At 55.9% G+C, this 14920-nt stretch carries 16 protein-coding genes and 1 other annotated feature; of the genes, 13 read left to right on the forward strand and 3 right to left on the reverse strand.

Annotated elements, in window-relative coordinates; genetic code table 11:
* Positions 1 to 124: 124 nt before the first annotated feature.
* Positions 125 to 829, forward strand: coding sequence for a hypothetical protein (locus IM282_RS14570; protein ID WP_022646529.1), 705 nt, complete (start codon positions 125 to 127; stop codon positions 827 to 829).
* Between the two features lie 2 nt (positions 830 to 831).
* On the forward strand, positions 832 to 1233 hold the full coding sequence (locus tag IM282_RS14575) for a hypothetical protein (RefSeq protein ID WP_046621904.1): 402 nt from the start codon (positions 832 to 834) through the stop codon (positions 1231 to 1233).
* On the opposite strand, the gene IM282_RS14580 is transcribed toward IM282_RS14575, so the two are convergent.
* Positions 1230 to 2168 carry a LysR family transcriptional regulator gene (locus IM282_RS14580; protein ID WP_192970514.1) on the reverse strand — a complete coding sequence of 313 codons (939 nt, stop codon included), beginning with the start codon at positions 2166 to 2168 and terminating at the stop codon, positions 1230 to 1232. The genes IM282_RS14575 and IM282_RS14580 overlap by 4 nt on opposite strands.
* A 110-nt stretch (positions 2169 to 2278) precedes the next feature.
* On the opposite strand from IM282_RS14580, the gene IM282_RS14585 reads away from it, so the two are divergent.
* The 8 genes from IM282_RS14585 (at position 2279) to IM282_RS14620 (ending at position 10565) form a co-directional block, all read left to right on the forward strand.
* Positions 2279 to 3304, forward strand: a complete 1026-nt coding sequence (locus IM282_RS14585) for an NAD(P)-dependent alcohol dehydrogenase (protein ID WP_045620988.1) — start codon at positions 2279 to 2281, stop codon at positions 3302 to 3304.
* A 113-nt stretch (positions 3305 to 3417) separates the two neighbouring features.
* Positions 3418 to 4230, forward strand: a complete 813-nt coding sequence (gene yidA, locus IM282_RS14590) for a sugar-phosphatase (RefSeq protein ID WP_192970515.1) — start codon at positions 3418 to 3420, stop codon at positions 4228 to 4230.
* A gap of 225 nt (positions 4231 to 4455) precedes the next feature.
* Positions 4456 to 5145 (forward strand): D-galactonate utilization transcriptional regulator DgoR, encoded by a 690-nt coding sequence (gene dgoR, locus IM282_RS14595; protein ID WP_003861109.1) that lies wholly within the window; start codon positions 4456 to 4458, stop codon positions 5143 to 5145.
* On the forward strand, positions 5142 to 6020 hold the full coding sequence (locus IM282_RS14600) for a 2-dehydro-3-deoxygalactonokinase (RefSeq protein WP_022646534.1): 879 nt from the start codon (positions 5142 to 5144) through the stop codon (positions 6018 to 6020). The genes dgoR and IM282_RS14600 overlap by 4 nt, the downstream gene beginning before the upstream one ends.
* Positions 6004 to 6621 carry a 2-dehydro-3-deoxy-6-phosphogalactonate aldolase gene (locus tag IM282_RS14605; protein ID WP_038414979.1) on the forward strand — a complete coding sequence of 206 codons (618 nt, stop codon included), beginning with the start codon at positions 6004 to 6006 and terminating at the stop codon, positions 6619 to 6621. Before IM282_RS14600 ends, IM282_RS14605 begins: the two co-directional genes overlap by 17 nt.
* Positions 6618 to 7766: a galactonate dehydratase gene (gene dgoD / locus IM282_RS14610; RefSeq protein WP_003861103.1), complete on the forward strand. Its 1149-nt coding sequence runs from the start codon at positions 6618 to 6620 to the stop codon at positions 7764 to 7766. The genes IM282_RS14605 and dgoD overlap by 4 nt, the downstream gene beginning before the upstream one ends.
* A gap of 180 nt (positions 7767 to 7946) precedes the next feature.
* The gene (locus IM282_RS14615; RefSeq protein WP_192970516.1) at positions 7947 to 9284 is read left to right on the forward strand and encodes an MFS transporter; all 1338 of its coding nucleotides are present in this window, start codon (positions 7947 to 7949) and stop codon (positions 9282 to 9284) included.
* Positions 9285 to 9335: 51 nt separating this feature from the next.
* Positions 9336 to 10565 (forward strand): DUF3748 domain-containing protein, encoded by a 1230-nt coding sequence (locus IM282_RS14620; protein WP_226839880.1) that lies wholly within the window; start codon positions 9336 to 9338, stop codon positions 10563 to 10565.
* On the opposite strand, the gene IM282_RS14625 is transcribed toward IM282_RS14620, so the two are convergent.
* Positions 10562 to 10894 carry a YceK/YidQ family lipoprotein gene (locus IM282_RS14625; RefSeq protein ID WP_032622035.1) on the reverse strand — a complete coding sequence of 111 codons (333 nt, stop codon included), beginning with the start codon at positions 10892 to 10894 and terminating at the stop codon, positions 10562 to 10564. The two genes, IM282_RS14620 and IM282_RS14625, sit on opposite strands and share 4 nt — an antisense overlap.
* A 247-nt stretch (positions 10895 to 11141) precedes the next feature.
* Positions 11142 to 11216, forward strand: a sequence feature (ROSE (Repression Of Heat Shock gene Expression) occurs in the 5'-region of heat shock genes and acts as an RNA thermometer to modulate expression.).
* Between IM282_RS14625 and ibpA the strand changes: the two genes are divergently transcribed.
* The 3 genes from ibpA to IM282_RS14640 all read left to right on the forward strand — a co-directional run bounded on the left by ibpA (position 11210) and on the right by IM282_RS14640 (position 14019).
* Positions 11210 to 11620 carry a small heat shock chaperone IbpA gene (gene ibpA / locus IM282_RS14630; protein ID WP_003861094.1) on the forward strand — a complete coding sequence of 137 codons (411 nt, stop codon included), beginning with the start codon at positions 11210 to 11212 and terminating at the stop codon, positions 11618 to 11620. Its footprint overlaps the feature before it by 7 nt.
* Before the next feature lie 136 nt (positions 11621 to 11756).
* Positions 11757 to 12185 (forward strand): small heat shock chaperone IbpB, encoded by a 429-nt coding sequence (ibpB, locus tag IM282_RS14635; RefSeq protein WP_022646539.1) that lies wholly within the window; start codon positions 11757 to 11759, stop codon positions 12183 to 12185.
* A 172-nt stretch (positions 12186 to 12357) separates the two neighbouring features.
* Positions 12358 to 14019: a putative transporter gene (locus tag IM282_RS14640; protein ID WP_022646540.1), complete on the forward strand. Its 1662-nt coding sequence runs from the start codon at positions 12358 to 12360 to the stop codon at positions 14017 to 14019.
* Here the strand turns inward: IM282_RS14640 and IM282_RS14645 are convergent.
* Positions 13987 to 14733, reverse strand: coding sequence for a GntR family transcriptional regulator (locus IM282_RS14645; protein ID WP_022646541.1), 747 nt, complete (start codon positions 14731 to 14733; stop codon positions 13987 to 13989). The two genes, IM282_RS14640 and IM282_RS14645, sit on opposite strands and share 33 nt — an antisense overlap.
* Between the last annotated feature and the right edge of the window lie 187 nt (positions 14734 to 14920).

A 14920-nucleotide genomic window follows, 5' to 3' on the forward strand; every position in this document is an offset into this window, starting at 1 on the left:
ATTTGAATATCAATAAAACGAAGTCGATCTCATTGATGTGATCCTCGCCCAGGAGTATATACCCCGATAAAGAGTATGGTGGTCTGTTAAAGTTGAAATCGGTACGGAAAAAGGAATAAACCGTATGAGCAGCAGGAGCGATATTATCGGGGCCGATGAATGGCAGGTAACGACCCGCAGCGGCCTCGTCTACAGTGAGGTCCTCGGTTGGATCGACCTGGGGCATGCCAGGGGCGAAGATATTTCCCTGCTTCTGGCTGATTTCAGCAGCGGCGAAGCCAGTGGCAGACCTTATTACACGATTGCATACAATCAGAGAATGAATATCGGGAAAGGACTGGCCGGAACGGGTAAGTTTGTTCGCTGGGAAATAAAACGTGGGCGCTCGATGTCAGAAATTAACAGCATTGCCCTGGCTATGATGATGGATACCGCGAGAAATTTTGAAAATTACCAGTCCCGCGCTTTTTTCAGTTGGTACACCGATAGCGGGTTCAGCGGAGAAGACCTGGTGTCGGATCTGCTCGGTTTTTACAGGGCGCTGATTCCTTCGGATTACCGGGCTCAGTTGCGGCCTGTCAGTCGTGAAAGCGCACTACGCCGCTGGGATCATTACGGACCGATCGGTAATTTCAAGAACCGGGGTTTTCTTCCATTGATTTTTCCCGACCCTGATGACCTTAATATCCGGCATGAACCCTATAAAGGCCCGCTTCCCCGCTTTATGAGGTGGGTAACGCCGTTTGATAACTTCAGCTCAGACATTGTTCGTATTCTTAACGATAACGGCACATATCATTCCTTCTTTACCCACTCAGGACGACGTTGAGCATGAAAAAGTTAGCCATATTTTCAGGGTTGGCCATCGGGATTGTCACGTTAGCATACCTCTTTTTGGCATATGAGCCTGAGATGACATATCGTGAATCAGATAGGGTTCGCTATCATCTTTACACCCCAGAATCGATTAAGCAGGCACCACGCCTGTCACCGGATTATACCTTCAGCCACTCTGCTGCAAATGGACAGCCAGAGACCGCTGGCGTGTGCTTTAGCGGGGTATCTGATGCCGCTGCACTAAAACAATATCTTGTTTCGCGTGGCTACGCCTTTGCCAGAAAGGCCCCCGTCGGGGAGCTATGGACGTCAGAACGTCATCGGGATGTGTACTTCACTGTTATCAGCAGGGTTTCGCCTGGCAGGCAAGTTTGCCTTTTTGAATCAGAACGTTAACTTGCACCTTCGACGCGGCTTGCAGGAAAGTCCAGCGACATCACTGACGGTAAACGGCTGGCAAGCGTATCGACAGCAATTCTAACCCTCAGCGGCAGATGCGGCGTCTGCTGCCAGACTGCATGAACGTCGAAGCGCACGTCCGGTGCCTGCTTTAAAAGCGGGATGAGTTTTCCCTGATGTATTTCTCTGCGGGCCATCCAGCAGGGCAACCACGCAAGGCCGTGTCCGGCCAGCGCAGCGTCGCAGATTGCCTGTAAATCATCCATATTGAGCGATGAGCGGGGAGTAAAGGTGTGCGATCTCCCTTCGCTATCCATTAGCTGCCAGGGCAGCACTCTGCCTGATCGCAGATAGTTAATGGCAGTGTGGTGGGGTAAATCAGCAACGTTTTCTGGCTGGCCGTTCTTCATCAGGTAATCCGGGGCGGCACACAGCACCATGCGATGCTCGCCCAGCCTTCTGGCGACCAGCAGGCTGCTGTCCTGCAGCGTGCCGTTACGTACCGCCATATCAAAGCCTTCCTCTACCAGATCCACCACGCGGTCGCTGAATGACATTTCAAGCTCAAGCCCAGGATGTTCCTGCGTCAGTTCTATCAGCAGTGGCGCGACGCACTGGCGACCAAACAGAACCGGCATGGCGACGCGCAGGCGGCCGCTGACCTGCTGCTTCCCTGTTTCAAGCAGCGACTCCGCGCCCCGAATCTCCTCCAGCGCGCGAAGGCAGCGTTCATAAAACAGAGCGCCGTTGTCGGTCAGCCTCTGGCTGCGGGTGGTACGCTGGAAAAGACGTACGCCCAGCCGCTCTTCAAGACGAGCAATGCTTTTTCCTACCGCCGAGCGCGACAAATGCAGACGGACGGCGGCCTGCGCAAAACTTCCCGCCTCAACGGCGGCCACAAATACAGGTATATCCTTCAGCGTATCGGTCATGAATTGTATCCACTGCGTCATCAATTATGGGAAAACTTATCGCCACTGGCGACCAAACGTCAACGGTAGACTGTCAGTCCTAAAGCTTATTTGATGGCAGGAGAGAAAAAATGACAGAAACAATGCAGCGCTGGTCAATGAACGCCCTTGGGCGCGAGAGCCTTCAGCTTGTTCAGGTGCCTGTGTCACAGCCAGGCCCGGGGGAGGTTCGCGTAAGGGTTAATGCCGTTGCGCTCAACTACCGGGATAAAATGGTGATTGAAGGCACGATGCCGATTCCGCTTTCCTTCCCGTTTACCCCAGCATCTGACATGGCAGGCGTGGTGGACAGCATTGGCGAAGGCGTTACGCGTTTCAAACCCGGCGCACGCGTCATCTCAACCTTCTTCCCGGAATGGATCGACGGCAAGCCGCAGGCAGACGCGCGCGATTTGCCCTATAAAACGTCCGGTGGATACTTCCAGGGCATGCTGGCCGAATATGTGATTGTGAGTGAAAACGCGCTGGTGGCGTCCCCGGAAAGCCTGGATGACGCTGAGGCCAGCACGCTTCCTTGCGCGGGGCTTACCGCATGGTTCGCGCTGGTGGAGCGCGGTCATTTACGCGCCGGGCAATCGGTGCTGGTACAAGGCACGGGCGGTGTGGCGCTATTCGCTTTGCAGATAGCAAAAGCGCACGGCGCAGAAGTTATTGTTACGTCGGGGAGTGATGAAAAACTGGCTCTAGCCAAAAAGCTGGGAGCCAGCCAGGGCATCAACCGACTGAAAGGCGACTGGGCTGAAAATACGCTGGCACTGACGCAGGATCGCGGCATCGACCATATTATCGAAACCGTGGGTGGGGAGAACCTGAGACATTCCCTTCGCGCGGTAGCCGTTCACGGGCGTATCTCCGTTATTGGCGTGCTGGCCGGAACGGACATTTCCCTGCCTGCTGGCGAGCTGCTGCTGAAATCCCCCGTCATTCAGGGAATTGGGGTTGGACACCGCCGGGCGCTGGAAGATTTTGTCCGTGCTGTTGATGTCACGGAGTTAAAACCGGTGATTGAACATCGCTATCGTTTTGACGAACTGGAACAGGCGCTTGAGCATCTGGATCGCGGTGCGTTTGGCAAAATCGTTCTCACCCGCGAGTGAGTTCTTGTTCCCGGGATAAATACAAAAGGGGCTTTTTGTTGCGCAAGGTAGCTCTATTTTTGTGTGCTTAATCGCGTTAGCATGAGATAGCACTCATTTATCCCGGGGACCTCATGGCTATCAAACTCATTGCAATCGATATGGACGGCACGCTGCTGCTGCCAGACCACACTATCTCTCCTGCCGTTAAAAATGCGATCGCCGCCGCACGTGAAAAAGGCGTGAACGTGGTGCTCACCACCGGACGCCCGTATGCCGGGGTGCACAGCTACCTGAAAGAGCTGCACATGAATCAGCCTGGCGATTACTGCATCACCTATAACGGCGCACTGGTGCAAAAGGCAGCCGATGGCAGCACGGTGGCGCAAACTGCACTGAGCTATGATGACTACCGTTTCCTGGAAAAGCTCTCCCGCGAAGTGGGCTCTCACTTCCACGCGCTCGATCGCAATACGCTTTACACCGCCAACCGCGATATCAGCTATTACACGGTGCACGAGTCCTACGTTGCAACCATTCCACTGGTGTTCTGCGAAGCGGAAAACATGGACCCGGCAACCCAGTTCCTGAAAGTGATGATGATTGATGAACCTGCGGTTCTCGACAAAGCCATCTCACTCATTCCGGCTGAGGTAAAAGAGAAATACACCGTGCTGAAAAGTGCGCCGTACTTCCTCGAAATCCTCGATAAACGCGTCAATAAAGGCACGGGTGTCAAATCGCTTGCCGATGCGCTGGGCATCAAGCCTGAGGAGATTATGGCGCTGGGCGACCAGGAAAACGATATTGCGATGATCGAATATGCAGGCATGGGCGTGGCGATGGATAACGCCATCCCGTCGGTGAAAGAAGTGGCGAACTTCGTCACCAAATCTAACCTGGAAGACGGCGTGGCTTATGCGATTGAGAAATTTGTCCTGTCCTAACAGCTGTCTGTAATCATCAGCCTCGGTTATCAACCGGGGCTTTTTTTGCGCTGAATTTATCGAATTGTTCTTTTTGTGATCTGGATTGTAGTACAACATTAACTGATTGTACTACATTGTCACCACGGCAAAGGCGAAAGGACTCACGTTTGTACTGCAAAAGTGAGGCGAAATTCAGCGGTCGCGGTAAAGTAGTGATGGACTTACAGAGCACAAGGACTCTCCATGACACTCAATAAAACCGATCGCATTGTCATCACGCTGGGCACTCAGATTGTGGGTGGCAAATACGTTCCCGGTTCGCCGCTGCCAGCAGAGGCGGAACTGTGCGAGGAGTTTGAAACCTCGCGCAACATCATCCGGGAAGTGTTCCGCTCGCTGATGGCGAAGCGGCTGATTGAAATGAAGCGCTATCGCGGCGCGTTTGTTGCGCCGCGTAACCAGTGGAACTACCTCGATACCGATGTTCTGCAATGGGTACTGGAAAACGACTACGACCCACGGCTTATCGGCGCGATGAGCGAAGTCCGAAATCTGGTGGAACCGGCCATCGCCCGCTGGGCGGCAGAGCGCGCAACGTCAGGTGACCTGGCACAGATTGAGTCGGCGTTAAACGACATGATCGCCAATAACCAGAATCGGGAGGCGTTCAACGAGGCGGACATTCGCTACCACGAGGCGGTACTGCAGTCGGTGCATAACCCGGTGTTACAGCAGCTTAGCGTGGCGATCAGCTCGCTACAGCGAGCAGTATTTGAACGTACCTGGATGGGCGATGAGGCCAACATGCCGAAAACGCTTCAGGAACATAAAGCGCTGTTCGATGCGATACGGCATCAGGACGGCGATGCGGCAGAGCAGGCGGCACTGACCATGATCGCCAGCTCGACACGAAGGTTGAAGGAAATCACATGACATCACGCTACATCGCAATTGACTGGGGATCGACCAATCTGCGCGCCTGGCTCTACCAGGGGGAGCAGTGTCTGGAAAGCAGGCAATCAGAAGCAGGTGTGACGCGCCTGAACGGTAAATCCCCCGAAGCGGTGTTAGCAGAGGTGACACAAAACTGGCGCGACGGTACTACGCCAGTGGTGATGGCCGGAATGGTCGGCAGTAACGTGGGCTGGAAGGTTGCGCCTTACCTGTCGGTTCCGGTGCATTTCACCGCCGTTGGCGAGCAGTTAACGTCCGTTGGCGACAATGTCTGGATTATTCCCGGTTTATGCGTCTCTCGCGACGATAACCATAACGTGATGCGCGGCGAAGAGACGCAGCTGCTCGGGGCGCGCACCCTTTCTCCTTCTTCTGTCTACGTCATGCCCGGGACGCACTGCAAATGGGTCCAGGCGGATGCTGAGCAAATTCATGATTTCCGCACGGTGATGACCGGCGAACTGCACCACTTGCTGCTTAAGCATTCGCTGGTGGGGGCCGGTTTGCCGGAGCAAACCCCTTCGCCGGAAGCGTTTGCTGCCGGGCTTGAGCGCGGGATCGCATCCCCTGCCGTTTTGCCGCAACTTTTTGAGGTTCGCGCCTCGCACGTGCTGGGAAATCTTCCGCGCGAGCAGGTCAGCGAATTTCTGTCCGGCCTGCTGATTGGCGCAGAAGTCGCCACTCTGAGCGACGCGTTCGCCGGGCAGCAGGCCATCACGCTCGTCGCGGGTTCATCGCTGACGTCTCGTTACCGCCAGGCGTTCCACGCTATCGGACGGGATGTTGCTGCGGTGGAAGGCGACACGGCATTTCAGGCAGGCATAAGGAGCATCGCTCATGCAGTGGCAAACTGAACTTCCCCTGATCGCGATTTTGCGCGGTATCACGCCCGGTGAGGCCTTAGCGCACGTTGGCGCGGTGATCGACGCCGGGTTCGACGCGGTGGAAATCCCGCTCAACTCCCCGGAATGGGAAAAAAGCATTCCGGCAGTTGTTAAGGCGTTCGGTGATAAGGCGCTGATTGGTGCTGGTACCGTATTACAGCCGGAGCAGGTGGATGAACTGGCGAAGATGGGCTGCAAGCTTATCGTCACACCGAATATCAACCCCGAGGTGATCCGCCGGGCGGTGGATTACGGCATGACCGTATGCCCGGGTTGCGCCACGGCCACAGAAGCCTTTGCCGCCCTCGATGCGGGCGCACAGTCTCTCAAAATTTTCCCGTCGTCGGCCTTTGGCCCGGATTACATCAAAGCGCTGAAAGCGGTCTTACCCGCCAGCGTGCCGGTCTTTGCCGTGGGCGGCGTCACGCCGGAAAACCTGGTGCAGTGGATAAAAGCGGGTTGTGCGGGCGCGGGGCTGGGCAGCGATCTCTATCGTGCCGGACAGCCCGTTGAGCGTACCGCACAGCAGGCGGCAGCATTTGTGAAAGCGTATCGAGAGGCAGTGCAATGAAAATAACCAAACTTACCACGTACCGTTTACCCCCGCGTTGGATGTTCCTGAAAATCGAAACCGACGAAGGCGTGGTTGGCTGGGGCGAGCCGGTGATTGAAGGCCGTGCGCGTACGGTTGAAGCCGCGGTTCACGAGCTGGGTGAATACCTGATTGGCCAGGATCCGGCGCGCATCAACGACCTGTGGCAGGTCATGTACCGGGCGGGATTTTACCGTGGCGGTCCGATCCTGATGAGCGCCATCGCCGGTATCGATCAGGCGCTGTGGGATATCAAAGGCAAAGTGCTGAATGCCCCGGTCTGGCAATTAATGGGCGGCCTGGTGCGAGACAAAATCAAAGCCTACAGCTGGGTGGGCGGTGACCGCCCTGCGGAAGTGATCGACGGTATCCGGCAGCTGCGCAACATCGGTTTTGACACCTTCAAACTCAACGGCTGCGAAGAGATGGGCGTTATCGACAACTCGCGCGCGGTAGACCGGGCGGTGAACACCGTGGCGCAAATCCGCGAGGCTTTCGGCAACGAGATTGAGTTTGGCCTGGATTTCCACGGCCGCGTCAGCGCGCCAATGGCCAAAGTGCTGATTAAAGAGCTGGAGCCGTATCGCCCGCTGTTTATTGAAGAGCCTGTTCTGGCCGAGCAGGCGGAATACTATCCAAAACTGGCTGAACAGACGCACATTCCCATCGCGGCGGGGGAGCGTATGTTCTCGCGCTTCGAGTTTAAGCGCGTGCTAGAAGCGGGCGGCATTGCGATCCTGCAACCGGACCTCTCCCACGCGGGTGGCATCACCGAATGCTACAAAATTGCCGGCATGGCAGAAGCCTACGATGTGGCGCTGGCACCGCACTGTCCGCTTGGGCCGATTGCGCTGGCAGCCTGTCTGCATGTGGACTTCGTCTCCCGTAATGCAGTGTTCCAGGAACAAAGCATGGGCATTCACTATAACAAGGGCGCGGAGCTGCTCGACTTTGTGAAAAACAAGGAAGATTTCAGCATGGAAGGCGGTTTCTTTAAACCTTTAACGAAGCCGGGCCTTGGCGTGGAGATCGACGAAGCCAAAGTCATTGAGCTGAGTAAAAGTGCGCCGGACTGGCGTAACCCACTGTGGCGTCATGAAGACGGTTCCGTAGCCGAGTGGTAAATGCGCGTCATACTTCGCGCTGGTGATGCGTTGGCTGCGTTTTCTTACCCCGGTCACATACTTTTGTATGCTCCCGGGGATGCGAAAACTTGCCGCCTTCCCCCAGCACGAATTATTTAGCGCATTCCGTTTACGTTTTTAATTAAAAAAACCAAATACACCCTCTGTAAATTACAGGGCATGGTGAGCGGCTTCGCTATGCCCAAAATCTGGAGACAGATTGCGATGGATATTCCAGTTACTGCTACAAAAACCGGGCGTCGTCGTTACCTGACGCTGATCATGATCTTTATTACCGTGGTCATTTGCTATGTAGACCGCGCCAACCTCGCCGTGGCCTCGGCCCATATTCAGGAAGAGTTTGGCATCACCAAAGCGGAAATGGGCTACGTCTTCTCGGCGTTTGCCTGGCTGTATACGCTCTGCCAGATCCCCGGCGGCTGGTTCCTTGACCGCGTGGGGTCACGTCTGACCTACTTTATCGCTATTTTGGGCTGGTCCGTGGCGACCCTGTTCCAGGGCTTCGCCACCGGGCTGATATCGCTGATAGGCCTGCGCGCCATCACCGGGGTGTTTGAAGCGCCCGCGTTCCCGACCAACAACCGCATGGTGACCAGCTGGTTCCCTGAACACGAACGCGCTTCCGCTGTTGGTTTTTACACCTCCGGGCAGTTTGTTGGTCTGGCGTTTCTGACGCCGCTGTTAATCTGGATCCAGGAGCTGCTGAGCTGGCACTGGGTGTTCATCGTCACCGGCGGGATCGGCATTATCTGGTCGTTAATCTGGTTTAAGGTCTATCAGCCGCCGCGTCTGACCAAAAGCATCACCAAAGCCGAACTGGACTACATCCGCGACGGCGGCGGTCTGGTGGATGGCGATGCGCCAGTGAAAAAAGAGGCGCGCCAGCCGCTGACCAGAGCGGACTGGAAGCTGGTCTTCCACCGTAAGCTGGTGGGCGTATATCTGGGCCAGTTCGCGGTGACCTCCACGCTGTGGTTCTTCCTCACCTGGTTCCCGAACTATCTGACCCAGGAAAAAGGGATAACCGCGCTGAAGGCGGGCTTTATGACCACCGTACCCTTCCTTGCGGCGTTTTTCGGCGTCCTGCTCTCGGGCTGGCTGGCGGATAAGCTGGTGAAAAAAGGCTTCTCACTGGGCGTTGCGCGTAAAACGCCGATTATCTGCGGACTGCTGATCTCTACCTGCATCATGGGAGCGAACTACACCAACGATCCAGTGTGGATCATGACCCTGATGGCGGTAGCGTTCTTCGGGAACGGTTTTGCCTCCATCACCTGGTCGCTGGTGTCGTCCCTGGCACCGATGCGGCTGATTGGCCTGACCGGTGGCGTGTTTAACTTCGTTGGCGGCCTGGGCGGGATCACCGTGCCGCTGGTCATCGGTTACCTGGCGCAGGACTACGGCTTTGGTCCGGCTCTGGTGTATATCTCTGCCGTGGCGCTGATCGGCGCGCTCTCCTACATCCTGCTGGTAGGTGACGTGAAACGAGTAGGCTAATCCCTTCGGATGTTTTACCCTGATGCGATAACCGCGCATCAGGGTATTTTCATGAAACAAATCACCTTCGCTTCCCGCAACCACCAGCTCACCAACATCAACATCTGGACGCCAGACAGCCAGTGGCTTGTCTATGATGTCCGCCCGTCCGGCGCGTCGTTTACCGGTAAAACCATTGAGCGGGTCAACGTCGGTACGGGCGAGGTTGAGGTGATCTACCGTGCGACTGACGGCGCGCATGTCGGCGTGGTGACCGTTCATCCTGCCGGGGAGAAATATGTTTTTATCCACGGCCCGAAAAACCCGGATGCAGACTGGCAGTATGATTTTCACCATCGTCAGGGAGTGATTGCGCACAACGGCCAGGTGAGCAATCTTGATGCGATGGATATCACCGCGCCTTACACGGCGGGGGCGCTGCGTGGCGGCAGCCACGTTCACGTTTTTAGCCCGAACGGGCAGTTCGTCAGCTTTACCTACAACGACCATGTACTGCACGCGCGCGATCCGCAGCTGGATTTGCGTAACGTCGGGGTGGCGGCGCCTTTTGGTCCGGTAAATCCACAGGGGAACCATCCGCGGGAATATGCTGGCACCTTCTGGAGCGTGCTGGTAAGCCGGACAACGCCGAACCCGCAACCGGGCAGCGATGAGATCAACCGCGCCTATGAAGAGGGCTGGGTGGACAACGACAGGCTGGCGTTTATCGGCGATACGGTGTCTGCGAAAGGCGAGAAAGTGCCCGAACTGTTTATTGTGGACCTTCCCAAGGACGAGCAGGGCTGGAAACGGGCGGGCGATGCGCCGTTGCAGGGGACGCCGGATACAATGCCCGCGCCGCCTGCGGGCGTAACGCAACGTCGCTTAACCTTCACCCACCAGAAGGCGTATCCGGGGCTGGTGAATGTGCCGCGCCACTGGGTGCGCAGCAATCCGCAGGGGACGCAGATTGCGTTTTTAATGCGGGACGATAACGGCGTTGTGCAGCTGTGGCTTATCTCCCCTGAGGGCGGCGAGCCGCGTCAGCTGACCCACGCTGAGCGTGATATTCAGTCGGCCTTTAACTGGCATCCTTCCGGCAACGGGCTGGGATTTGTGCTTGCAGGCCGCATTGCCTGCTGCGATGCGCAGACCGGAGAGGTGACGTTTTTGACGTCCGATCATGGCAACCCGCCGTCTGCTGACGCTGTGGTGTTTTCCCCGGACGGACGTTTTGTTGCGTGGATGGAAGAGAAGGACGGTTTCCGCCAGCTGTGGCTAACGGAAACCGCACAGAATTAGCGCGGGGTCATCTCTGCGGGTGGGATGACGGAGTTAGTCGCCAGCGTCTCCTGCTCGCTTTTCTCAACGCGCGAACGCACTGAGCTGTCGGTGCGGAACATATCCCACGGCAGCAGAAGCGTATCGGCAACCGCCGTAAACGGCATATCAAGAATCGCCAGAGATTTGGTACCCCAGTTTGTCTCATCATCAGAGATCATGGCGGCACTGGCGCGCGTCCCCGGATATGTTCCTTCTTTACCGCCGGTGTGCGACATCACGCTCGAACACCCGCAAAGTAAAACAACCCCGCTGAACGTCGCCAGCTTAATCAGAACATTTCTCATCATCACTCAGTCATCATTAGTAGCACGGCATTGACCTGCAACTCAGGGTTATAGCGAGGCGCGTCCAAAATGGATAGCTCAAAACTCCCGCACTGTGGTCGCCATCGCAATTTAACCCTTTGTGCTGTGCCCCTGAGTCTATGCGACAACCAGCAAAGTGCAAAAAAATCTCACATCAACAGGCTTGAAAAGGCCGTATCCAGACCCATTTTAAGAATGTAACCCGATAACGGACACGCCTGATGGGTGTTCGGGGAAGCAGAAGCCTGTCCATGGTGGAAGGCTACATTTTCTCGCTGATTCCAGGAGTTTTTATCTATGCGTAATTTCGATCTCTCTCCGCTATACCGTTCTGCCATTGGTTTTGATCGTCTGTTCAACCACTTAGAAAACAACCAGAGCCAGAGCAACGGCTATCCTCCTTACAACGTTGAATTGGTTGACGAAAACCACTATCGCATTGCGATTGCTGTCGCCGGTTTCGCAGAGAGTGAACTGGAGATCACCGCGCAGGACAATCTGCTGGTGGTGAAAGGCTCCCATGCGGGCGAGCAGAAAGAACGAACCTACCTCTACCAGGGCATCGCAGAGCGCAACTTTGAACGCAAGTTCCAGCTGGCTGAGAACATCCACGTCAAGGGCGCGAACCTGGTGAACGGCCTGTTGTTTATCGAACTGGAACGTGTGATTCCGGAAGAGAAAAAACCGCGTCGTATCGAAATCAATTAATTAAGCGGGTCGCGGCTGCGGCCCACCTGAAATTGCTTGCCGTAAAGGGAGCATATGCGAATCCGTAAGGGTTTGCAGGTACAACTGCGCACAAAAATAAACTGTGCCGAACTCGCTTCTCAGAAGGAGATTTAGTATGCGTAACTATGATTTTTCCCCCCTGCTGCGTCAGTGGATCGGTTTTGACAAACTGGCTAACGCGCTGCAAAGCGCAACCGAACAGCAGACGTTTCCGCCGTACAACATCGAAAAAAGCGATGATAACCACTACCGCATCACGCTTGCGCTGGCCGGGTTTCGTCAGGAAGATCTCGACATCCAGCTTGAGGGTACGCGCCTGACCGTTAAAGGGTCACCGGAAAAACCTGACACCGAGACCAAATGGTTGCATCAGGGGCTTGTCACTCAGCCGTTTAGCCTGAGCTTTACCCTGGCAGACCATATGGAAGTTTCTGGCGCGACGTTCACTAACGGGCTGCTGAATATTGACCTCACCCGTAACGTGCCGGAAGCTATCGCGCCGCAGCGTATCGCCATTAGCGACAGGCCGGCGTTAAACAGTTAACAAACCCGCCGAAACTGTAGGTCGGGTTAGGCGCAGCCGCCACCCGACAACGCTCACAGACCGCACAAGGCCCTGCCCCGGCAGGGCTTTTTTGTGCGCCATCGCCCATACAACCGCCGCCAGCTCTGAGAGAATCCTTGATATAACTAAGGTTATGCACAGGATGTGGAACATGAGTGATATCGCGTTAACCGTCAGCGTGTTGGCCCTTGTCGCGGTAGTGGGGCTATGGCTGGGGAATATCAAAATCCGCGGCGTCGGGTTTGGGATTGGCGGAGTGCTTTTCGGCGGGATTTTTGTCGGCCATTTTGCCGACCAGCTTGGGTGGGTGCTCAGCGCCGATATGCTGCATTTCATCCAGGAGTTCGGCCTGATCCTCTTTGTGTATACCATCGGTATTCAGGTGGGGCCGGGCTTCTTCGCTTCCCTGCGCGTCTCCGGTTTACGCCTTAATCTCTTTGCCTTCGGCATCGTCGTAATGGGTGGGCTGGTCACCGCCATTCTGCACAAACTCTTCGCTATTCCGCTGCCCGTCGTGCTGGGCATCTTCTCCGGCGCCGTAACCAATACGCCCGCGCTCGGGGCGGGCCAGCAAATTCTGCGCGATCTGGGTATCCCTGCTGATGTCGTCGATCAGATGGGGATGAGCTACGCCATGGCCTATCCGTTTGGCATTTGCGGTATTTTGCTCTCCATGTGGCTGGTGCGCGTGCTGTTCCGCATTAACGTCGAGCAGGAGGCGAAAGAGCATGAAAGCACGCTGACCAACGGCCATGCGCTTATTAAAACCATCAACATTCGCGTCGAAAACCCCAACCTGAATAATATGGCGATACAGGATGTCCCCATTCTGAACAGCGCGACCATTATCTGTTCACGCCTGAAACGTGACGACACGCTGATGGTGCCTTCACCTGACACCCTCATTCAACACGGCGATCTCCTGCATCTGGTAGGGCAACCGGCGGATTTAAACAATGCCCGGCTGGTGATTGGTCAGGAGGTGGATACCTCGCTCTCAACCCGTGGAACGGACATGCGCGTGGAGCGCGTGGTAGTGACCAATGAGAAGGTTCTGGGCAAGAAAATACGCGATTTGCAGGTTAAAGAGCGTTATGACGTGGTGATCTCCCGGCTTAACCGCGCCGGTGTCGAGCTGGTGGCCAGCCAGGATGCCAGCCTGCAATTCGGTGATATTCTCAACCTCGTCGGGCGTCCTTCATCCATTGATGCCGTAGCGAACATGGTGGGCAACGCCCAGCAAAAACTCCAGCAGGTGCAGATGCTGCCGGTCTTTATCGGCGTCGGGCTTGGCGTCATGCTTGGCTCCATCCCCCTGTACGTGCCCGGCTTCCCGGTAGCACTGAAGCTGGGGCTGGCAGGCGGGCCGCTCATTATGGCGCTGATCCTCGGGCGTATCGGCTCCATCGGTAAGCTCTACTGGTTTATGCCGCCGAGCGCTAACCTGGCGCTGCGGGAGTTGGGCATCGTGCTGTTTCTGGCGGTGGTGGGGCTGAAATCCGGCGGCGATTTTGTCGATACTCTGGTGAACGGCGAAGGGATGAGCTGGGTAGGCTATGGCATATTCATTACCGCCATCCCGCTGATAACGGTCGGATTACTGGCGCGTATGTTCGCTAAAATGAACTATCTCACGCTGTGCGGCATGCTGGCCGGTTCCATGACCGATCCGCCCGCGCTGGCGTTCGCCAATAACCTGCACGCCACCAGCGGCGCGGCGGCGTTGTCCTACGCCACGGTCTATCCGCTGGTGATGTTTTTGCGCATTATCACCCCGCAACTACTGGCGGTGCTGTTCTGGGGGATGGGCTAATAAGTCTTCCGGGTGGATACGCCGCAGATGGTAGTCCACCTGGTAATCGCTGGTGTTCCGGAACATCACGGAATAGTTGAGGAACTCGCCGCTGTCGCTGTAGGAAAGAGAGGTGATGCGCAGCAGCGGCGTCTGTTCCGGCAGATTCATATAACCGGCCAGCTGTTTATCTGCCAGCACTGGCGTCAGGCTCTCGTAGTTGCCGCTAATGGTGATCCCGCACTCCTTCTCGATGTAATCAAACTTAGACCCTTCGAGATGCGCCAGGGAAAGATTGCGGAACAGCTTCACCGGCATAAAGCTGTCCTCCAGCATCAGCGGTTTTCCGTCCACGTAACGCACCCGCCTTGAAAAATAGATCCGCTCATCAACCTGAATCCGCAGCTGGCTGGCGATGGCGGGCGGCGCGGGCATCACTTCAAACTGCAACACCTTGCTCTGCACTTCTTTCCCCTGCTGGCGCAGTACCTCCACCAGCCCGGTCAGGTTAGTCGTTTCATGATGAACGTCTTTGCGCGCCACGAACGTCCCGCTGCCGTGTCGACGTTCAACCAGCCCCCAGCTTACCAGCAGATCCAATGCCTTGCGGATGGTCATCCGGGCTACGCCAAACTCCTTTGCCAGCGCTTTTTCGCCGGGTAACGGGCTGCCAATGTTGTAGTCCGACGAATTGAGCCGTAGCCGCAATCTGTCGGCAATAGATTTGTAGATCACCTGTAGACCTCTGCTCGCCCGTTATGGCGTGGATTACGTCTTAACTTGTCCATATTTGCTATCAAAAGTAGACCTGATTGGTCAAATTAAAACCATGAATGCGATCACGAATCGCAGCGGCACGCCATGTTCCCGCATCAGTAACTTCTTATGCTCACCTCAGGCCAGTAAAAAATCATAAAGGCCT

It is taken from the genome of Enterobacter cloacae complex sp. P29RS (genome assembly GCF_014893445.1).
Lineage (GTDB): Bacteria > Pseudomonadota > Gammaproteobacteria > Enterobacterales > Enterobacteriaceae > Enterobacter > Enterobacter intestinihominis.